The following is a 6,830-nucleotide window of genomic DNA, read 5'->3' on the forward strand; positions in this document are numbered from 1 at the left end:
GTTGTTCTGCGGGTTCAGCTCGCGCGGACGATGCCGAGCGGCGTGGACTCGAGGCCCTGACCGAGCGGGTTGTCGCCGAGGATCTTCACCAGACGACGCTCGCCGTCCTTGTCGAGCGTCGAACCGAGGATGTTTCCGCCGAGATCGTTGATGTCGACCACGGCGACCTCTGCGTGACCGCCGATGAGCTTCTTCAATCGTGCGGCGACGCCGTCGGGGTCCTTCGGCCCGAGCACGACAGCCTCGTTGTACGGAGGGATCGTGTGCTTGGTGGGACCGTCGATCGCTCGCGCCTTGTCGCCCGCGATGCGATAGAAGTCACCCCGGCGACCGAACGCCTTGGTGACTGCCGCCACGGCAGATGCGAAGAGGATGCGCGGCGTACCGCACTCCCGCAGCGCCATCTCCATCGTCTCCGGCATGCCGAGGCCGATGCCGTACGGCGTGCGCGTGACGTACTTCGACAGGAACAGAGCGAGCTTGCGCGGCTTGATCTCATCGAGACGGTACGAGCGCCCCTGCGTGATCGCCACGATCTTCTCGGTCACGAACAGCAGGTCGCCCGGCTGCACCGCATCCTTGGCGTACTCGGTGATGATCGCATCGAGGTCGTCCTCGGGCATGACCACGCGCGTCCGCAGCGGGATGCGCGCATAGCTCTTGCCGTCGACGCTCGCCTCGAGAGCCTTGCCGTCGTTCGCCTGGCTCATTCGAGGTAGTCCCGAAGGGACTGCGAACGACTCGGGTGACGCAGCTTCGCCATCGTCTTCGACTCGATCTGACGGATGCGCTCACGCGTCACGCCGAACGTGTCACCGATCTGGTCGAGGGTCTTCGGCTGACCATCGCCCAGACCGAAGCGCATGCGGATCACGCCGGCCTCGCGCTCGGAGAGCGAGTCGAGCAGCTGCTCGAGCTGACGCTGCAGCATCGTGAATCCCACGGCGTCCGCGGGAACCACGGCCTCGGTGTCCTCGATGAGGTCACCGAACTCGCTGTCGCCGTCTTCACCGAGCGGAGTGTGCAGCGAGATCGGCTCGCGGCCGTACTTCTGCACCTCCACGACCTTCTCCGGCGTCATGTCGAGCTCGCGGCTGAGCTCTTCCGGGGTGGGTTCGCGACCGAGGTCCTGGAGCATCTGACGCTGCACGCGGGCGAGCTTGTTGATGACCTCGACCATGTGCACCGGGATGCGGATCGTACGGGCCTGGTCGGCCATCGCACGCGTGATGGCCTGACGGATCCACCAGGTGGCGTAGGTCGAGAACTTGAAGCCCTTCGTGTAGTCGAACTTCTCGACGGCACGGATCAGACCGAGGTTGCCCTCCTGGATCAGATCCAGGAACTGCATGCCGCGGCCGGTGTAGCGCTTGGCGAGGGAGACGACGAGACGGAGGTTGGCGCCGAGCAGGTGGCTCTTCGCGCGCTGGCCGTCGCGGGCGACCCACTGCAGGTCGAGTCCGAGCTGGCTCGTCTTCTCGGCCGCCGACATCGCCGACAGCTTCTCTTCGGCGAACAGGCCCGCCTCGATGCGCATCGCGAGCTCGACCTCTTCGGCCGCGTTCAGGAGCGCGACCTTTCCGATCTGCTTCAGGTAGTCCTTGACGGGGTCGGCCGTCGCACCGGTGATCTGCGTCGAGTAGACCGGGACGTCTTCATCGTCGTTCGACGAGATGACGATCGCGCCGGTCGGCAGCGGCTCGGTGAACTTCGGCTTGGCATCTTCGTCCTCGTCGTCGTCGACAGCGGCCACGGCAGGAGCCTCGTCTTCTTCGACGACGTCCTCGGACTTCTTCTTCTTGACGGGGGCGCGCTTCGCGGCAGCACGCTTCGCCGCGCTCAGGGGCGCGGGCTTCTCGGGCGCATCGGCCTCGACCGGAGCGTCGGCGGTCGTCTCTTCGGCAGCCTTCTTCGTCCGGGTGTTCTTCGTCGTGGCAGGAGTCACGTTTCGCCTTTCACGGGGCTGCTGTGTAGCCCCGGGACATTTCGGACACTAGTAAGACCCTTGTCAAGTCCAGCGCTCGAAAACACTGATTGACAACGGGTCAGAGTCCTAGTATCGCACACGTGTGGCGATGCGGATGCATTCCGACGAAGTTCTCCCTGATCGATCTCAACCGCGACCGGGCTTGTCCTCGTCGCCGGAAGGGCGGGAGGCGAGGTAGCGCTCCAGCTCGGCCGCCAACTCGTCGGCACTGGGAAGGTCGCGCTCACTGAATCCGCCCTCGTCGTACGAGTCATCGTCAGGGTTTCGGCCCGCCATGTAGGCGTCGTAGCGGCGCTCGAGGTTGTGCACCATCTGCTGCAGCTCATCGTTCCCCGTGACCTGCTCTCCCACTCGCGTCAGGTAGTCCTCGCGGCGCTCCTGGACGGCATCGAGCATCAGCACCAGACCCGTCGAGGCCATGAGCTTCTCGGCGGCGGCGATCACGGCATCGGGGTTCTCCGTCTCCGCGAGATAGTGCGGCACGAGCAGCACGAATCCCACAGCGCGCTCACCGCGCTCGATGAAGCGGAACTCGAGAAGGTGTCCAGCAGTCGCCGGCACCTGGGTGCGCGGCCTCCAGACCGAATGCGCAACGGTGAGGTCACGGCGGTTGCCGCTCACCGTCGTACCGATCGGACGCGTGTGCGGCACCGGCATGGCGATCGAGTGCACCCAGTGCAGACCGGAGACCTCGAACTCCGCGGCCAGATCGAGCACCGTGCTCGCGAAGGCATTCCAGGCGAAGTCCGGCTCATAGCCGGCGAGGAGCAGGAAAGGCCGACCGAGCGCATCCGTCGCGAGGGAGAGCTCGAGCCGGGGCGGACGGAACTCGGTGAGGTGATCCTGATCGAAGGAGATCACGGGACGACGTGCGCGATAGTCCAGCAGGACGTCGTTGTCGAAGACGACGATCGGCTCCGGTGAAGCGGTCTCCCGCAGGTGATCGATCAGACCGGAGACGGCGCTGCCCGCGTCTGTGAAGCCAGTGAGCAGAAGCACCAGAGGCAGGCCGTGCGGCACTGTCGGCGCATTCGCGACGCGTTCGTGGATCTCACCGGAGAGGGGCATGTCTCCATGCTACGAGCAGGTCCGGATGCCGGGGCGCGGAGCATCATGCTGAGAGCGAACACGCGCACGGCGGGCGCGCGACCGTGCTGCGGCGGAGATCCTAGGATGGAGGGCATGACGCTTCCCGTGCTCTCGCACACCACCGCTCAGTTCCCCGGAAGCGCTGCAGATGCCGCAGTGCTCGTCGTCGCCTCTCTTCCCGAATCCGTGGACTCGCTGTCCGCGTACCCGGGTCTGGCCGATGCGCTGGCCGGCGTCGGATTCACCGGTTCCGCCGGATCGTTCACGCGGGTGCACCTCCCCGGCGTCACCGCCCTGCCGTTCGCGGTCGTGGGAGCAGGCGACAAGCCGGATGCCGCCTCCGTCCGCAATGCGGCAGGCACCGCGCTGCGATCCATCACCGGCTTCGACAACGTCGCGCTCGGTCTCGCCGAAGGCCTCGAGGGATTCGCCGCTGCCGCAGCCGAGGGAGCCGTCCTCGGCGGCCACCGCTTCGACGGATACCGCTCCGAGAAGGGCAAGACCCGCGCCACCGCGGTCACCCTCCACGCGACGCTCTCCGACGAGGAGGCCGCCCACGCCCAGACCATCGGCGATGCGGTCGCGCTCATCAAGGACCTCGTCAACGTCCCCGCTGAGTGGCAGAGCCCCGCGCAGCTCGCGCAGAGCGCGGCCGACAGCGTCGCCGACCTCGACGTCACGGTCGAGATCCTCGACGAGAACGAGCTGGCGGAGCAGGGCTTCGGCGGCATCCTCGGCGTCGGACAGGGCTCCGACCGTCCGCCGCGGCTGGTCCGCCTCGACTACTCCCCCGCCGGCGCGAAGCGCCACATCGCCCTGGTCGGCAAGGGCATCACCTTCGACACGGGCGGCCTCTCGCTCAAGCCCGCGGCATCGATGGTCGGGATGAAGTTCGACATGGCGGGGGCAGCCACGTCGCTCGCGGCGCTTCGGGCGATCGCCGCCCTCCAGCTCCCGGTGCACGTGACGGCGTGGCTCTGCATCACGGACAACATGCCGTCCGGACGCGCGCTTCGCCCCGGCGACGTCATCCGCATTCTCGACGGCACGACCGTCGAGGTCCAGAACACCGATGCCGAGGGCCGGCTCGTGCTCGCCGACGGTCTGGTCGCCGCGAGCCGCGAGCAGCCCGACGTGATCATCGACGTGGCCACTCTCACGGGTGCGATCGTCGCCGCCCTCGGACACCGGCACACGGGCGTCTTCGGCGACGACGACACCGTCGCGGAGTTCCTCGCCGCCACCGAGCAGGTCGACGAGCCTGCCTGGCACATGCCGCTGCCGAGCTACATGGAAGAGTCGCTCGAGTCCCCCATCGCCGATCTGCAGAACGCGAACATGGGCGACCGGATGGGCGGGGCGTCGTTCGCCGGTCTGTTCCTTCGTCGATTCGTCGGACGCACGTCCGAGGCCGAGGACGCACCCCGCATCCCTTGGGTCCACCTCGACATCGCCGGCTCAGGCGAGCATGGCGGATCGCCGTACGGTTTCACCGAGAAGGGCCCCACGGGGGCGATGGTCCGATCGATCGTCGCCTTCGCCGCAGCATCCCACAAGGAGGCATGACACATGACAACCCACACCTTCGACGTCGTCGTCCTGGGCGGCGGCAGCGGCGGCTACGCCGCTGCTCTCCGAGCGAGTGAGCTCGGGAAATCCGTCGCGCTCATCGAGAAGGACAAGGTCGGCGGCACCTGCCTGCACCGCGGCTGCATCCCGACCAAGGCGCTGCTGCACGCAGCCGAGGTCGCCGAGCATGTCCGCGACGCCGCCTCCGTCGGTGTCACCGCGACGCTGGAGGGCATCGATCCGGCAGGTGTCCGCGCCTACCGCGAGGGCATCGTCGCGAAGAAGTTCAAGGGACTCGAGGGACTCGTGAAGGCCCGCGGCATCACGACGGTCGCCGGTCTCGGCCGCCTGAACCCCGATCGCAGCGTCAGCGTCAGCGACGATGTCTACGTCGGCGCCGACGTGGTACTCGCGACGGGCTCGTACAGCCGTTCCCTTCCCGGCCTCGACATCGGCGGCCGCGTCCTCACCAGCGAACAGGCGCTCGCCCTCGACGTCATCCCGGAGCGCGTCCTCATCCTCGGCGGCGGCGTCATCGGCGTCGAATTCGCCAGCGTGTGGCGCTCCTTCGGTTCGGAGGTCACGATCATCGAGGCGCTGCCGCACCTCGTCCCGAACGAGGACATCGCCCTCAGCAAGGGCCTGGAGCGCGCGTTCCGTCGTCGTGGCATCCAGTATTCGCTCGGCGTCCGCTTCCAGACGGCGACGCAGGACGACTCATCCGTCACCGTCACGCTCGAAGACGGCAAGGAGTTCACGGCCGACTACCTCCTCGTCGCCGTCGGTCGCGGCCCCGTCACCACAGATCTCGGATTCGAAGAGGCGGGAGTCACCCTCGACCGCGGATTCGTGACCGTCGACGAGAACCTGCGCACCGGCGTTCCCGGAGTGTGGGCCGTCGGTGACATCGTTCCCGGTCTTCAGCTCGCTCACCGCGGGTTCCAGCAGGGCATCGCCGTCGCCGAGCGCATCGCCGGCCTGTCCCCCGCGAACATCCCCGATGTGCAGATCCCCAAGGTCACGTACTCAAGCCCCGAAGTCGCCTCGGTCGGTGTCACCGAAGAGGCCGCGATCGCCGAGCACGGTGCCGACGCGATCGCCGCCTACGAGTACAACCTCGCCGGCAACGGCAAGAGCGAGATCATCGGGACGAGCGGGCTGGTCAAGGTGGTCCGCCTCAAGGACGGCCCGGTCCTGGGTGTGCATCTGCTCGGCGACCGAGTCGGCGAACTCATCACCGAGGGGCAGCTCGCTGTGGCCTGGGAAGCACACCCCGAGGACATCGCGCCGCTGATCCACGCTCACCCGACCCAGAGCGAGGCACTCGGCGAAGCCTTCCTCGCACTGGCCGGCAAGCCCCTGCACGCCCTCTGAGCACCAACCGGTGCCCGAGTCACTAAGCTAGACAAGCGTCATACAACTTCCTGAAGGAGACTCAGTCATGAGCACATCCGTCGTCCTCCCCGCTCTCGGCGAGAGCGTCACAGAGGGTACGGTCACCCGCTGGCTCAAGCAGGTGGGAGACACCGTGCAGGCGGATGAGGGCCTGCTCGAGATCTCGACCGACAAGGTCGACACCGAGATCCCCTCCCCCGTTTCCGGCGTCATCGAGGAGATCCTCGTGGCCGAAGACGAGACCGTCGAGGTCGGTGCGCTTCTCGCGCGAATCGGCGACGGCAGCGAGTCGGCTCCTGCCGGCGATGCTCCTGCCGCCACCGAAGCTGCACCCGCTGAAGCCGCGCCTGCGGAGTCGGCACCTGCCGAGTCCGCACCCGCCGAGGCCGCACCCGCTCCGGCTGCCGAGTCCGCACCTGCTCCGGCCGCCGAGGCCCCGGCTGCGGAATCCGCTCCCGCCGGCGACGCGACCGACATCGTGCTTCCCGAACTCGGTGAGAGCGTCACCGAGGGCACTGTGACCCGTTGGCTCAAGCAGGTCGGCGACAGCATCGCCGTTGACGAGGCACTTCTGGAGATCTCGACCGACAAGGTCGACACCGAGATCCCGTCGCCGGTCGCCGGTGTGCTGCAGGAGATCGTTGCCGGCGAAGACGAGACCGTCGCCGTCGGCGCAGTACTCGCTCGCGTCGGCTCCGGCGCCGCTCCGGCTGCTCCGGCTGAGGCACCTGCCGCTCCGGCAGCGGAAGCACCTGCTGCTCCGGCACCCGCCGCCACTCCGGCACCCGCC

The 6,830-nt window shown here is 67.7% G+C and carries 6 protein-coding genes; 3 read left to right on the forward strand and 3 right to left on the reverse strand.

Going from position 1 to position 6,830, the window contains the following annotated elements:
* Nucleotides 1-14: 14 nt before the first annotated feature.
* The 3 genes from DW298_RS19130 to DW298_RS19140 form a co-directional block, all read right to left on the reverse strand.
* Nucleotides 15-710 carry a coenzyme F420-0:L-glutamate ligase gene (locus tag DW298_RS19130; RefSeq protein WP_136044026.1) on the reverse strand — a complete coding sequence of 232 codons (696 nt, stop codon included), beginning with the start codon at nucleotides 708-710 and terminating at the stop codon, nucleotides 15-17.
* Entirely contained in the window at nucleotides 707-1,945 is a 1,239-nt protein-coding gene (locus DW298_RS19135) for an RNA polymerase sigma factor (protein ID WP_136044027.1), read from the reverse strand. Before DW298_RS19135 ends, DW298_RS19130 begins: the two co-directional genes overlap by 4 nt.
* A 168-nt stretch (nucleotides 1,946-2,113) precedes the next feature.
* Entirely contained in the window at nucleotides 2,114-3,055 is a 942-nt protein-coding gene (locus tag DW298_RS19140) for a PAC2 family protein (RefSeq protein WP_136044028.1), read from the reverse strand.
* 114 nt (nucleotides 3,056-3,169) lie between these two features.
* On the opposite strand from DW298_RS19140, the gene DW298_RS19145 reads away from it, so the two are divergent.
* From DW298_RS19145 to DW298_RS19155, 3 genes are all read left to right on the forward strand, one after another.
* The gene (locus DW298_RS19145) at nucleotides 3,170-4,642 is read left to right on the forward strand and encodes a leucyl aminopeptidase (protein ID WP_136044029.1); all 1,473 of its coding nucleotides are present in this window, start codon (nucleotides 3,170-3,172) and stop codon (nucleotides 4,640-4,642) included.
* 3 nt (nucleotides 4,643-4,645) lie between these two features.
* Nucleotides 4,646-6,019 (forward strand): dihydrolipoyl dehydrogenase, encoded by a 1,374-nt coding sequence (lpdA, locus tag DW298_RS19150; RefSeq protein WP_136044030.1) that lies wholly within the window; start codon nucleotides 4,646-4,648, stop codon nucleotides 6,017-6,019.
* 67 nt (nucleotides 6,020-6,086) lie between these two features.
* Nucleotides 6,087-6,830, forward strand: a 744-nt coding sequence (locus DW298_RS19155) for a biotin/lipoyl-containing protein (protein ID WP_342589084.1), incomplete at its 3' end; no start/stop codon positions are given.

This window comes from Microbacterium sp. A20, from assembly GCF_004794515.1.
GTDB lineage: Bacteria > Actinomycetota > Actinomycetes > Actinomycetales > Microbacteriaceae > Microbacterium.

What these genes read in the sequence shown, in the direction of transcription:
- DW298_RS19145 (WP_136044029.1), top strand. Translation starts at nt 3,170, where the DNA reads ATGACGCTTCCCGTGCTCTCGCACACCACCGCTCAGTTCCCCGGAAGC.
- DW298_RS19140 (WP_136044028.1), bottom strand. Translation starts at nt 3,055, where the DNA reads ATGCCCCTCTCCGGTGAGATCCACGAACGCGTCGCGAATGCGCCGACA.
- DW298_RS19130 (WP_136044026.1), bottom strand. Translation starts at nt 710, where the DNA reads ATGAGCCAGGCGAACGACGGCAAGGCTCTCGAGGCGAGCGTCGACGGC.
- lpdA (WP_136044030.1), top strand. Translation starts at nt 4,646, where the DNA reads ATGACAACCCACACCTTCGACGTCGTCGTCCTGGGCGGCGGCAGCGGC.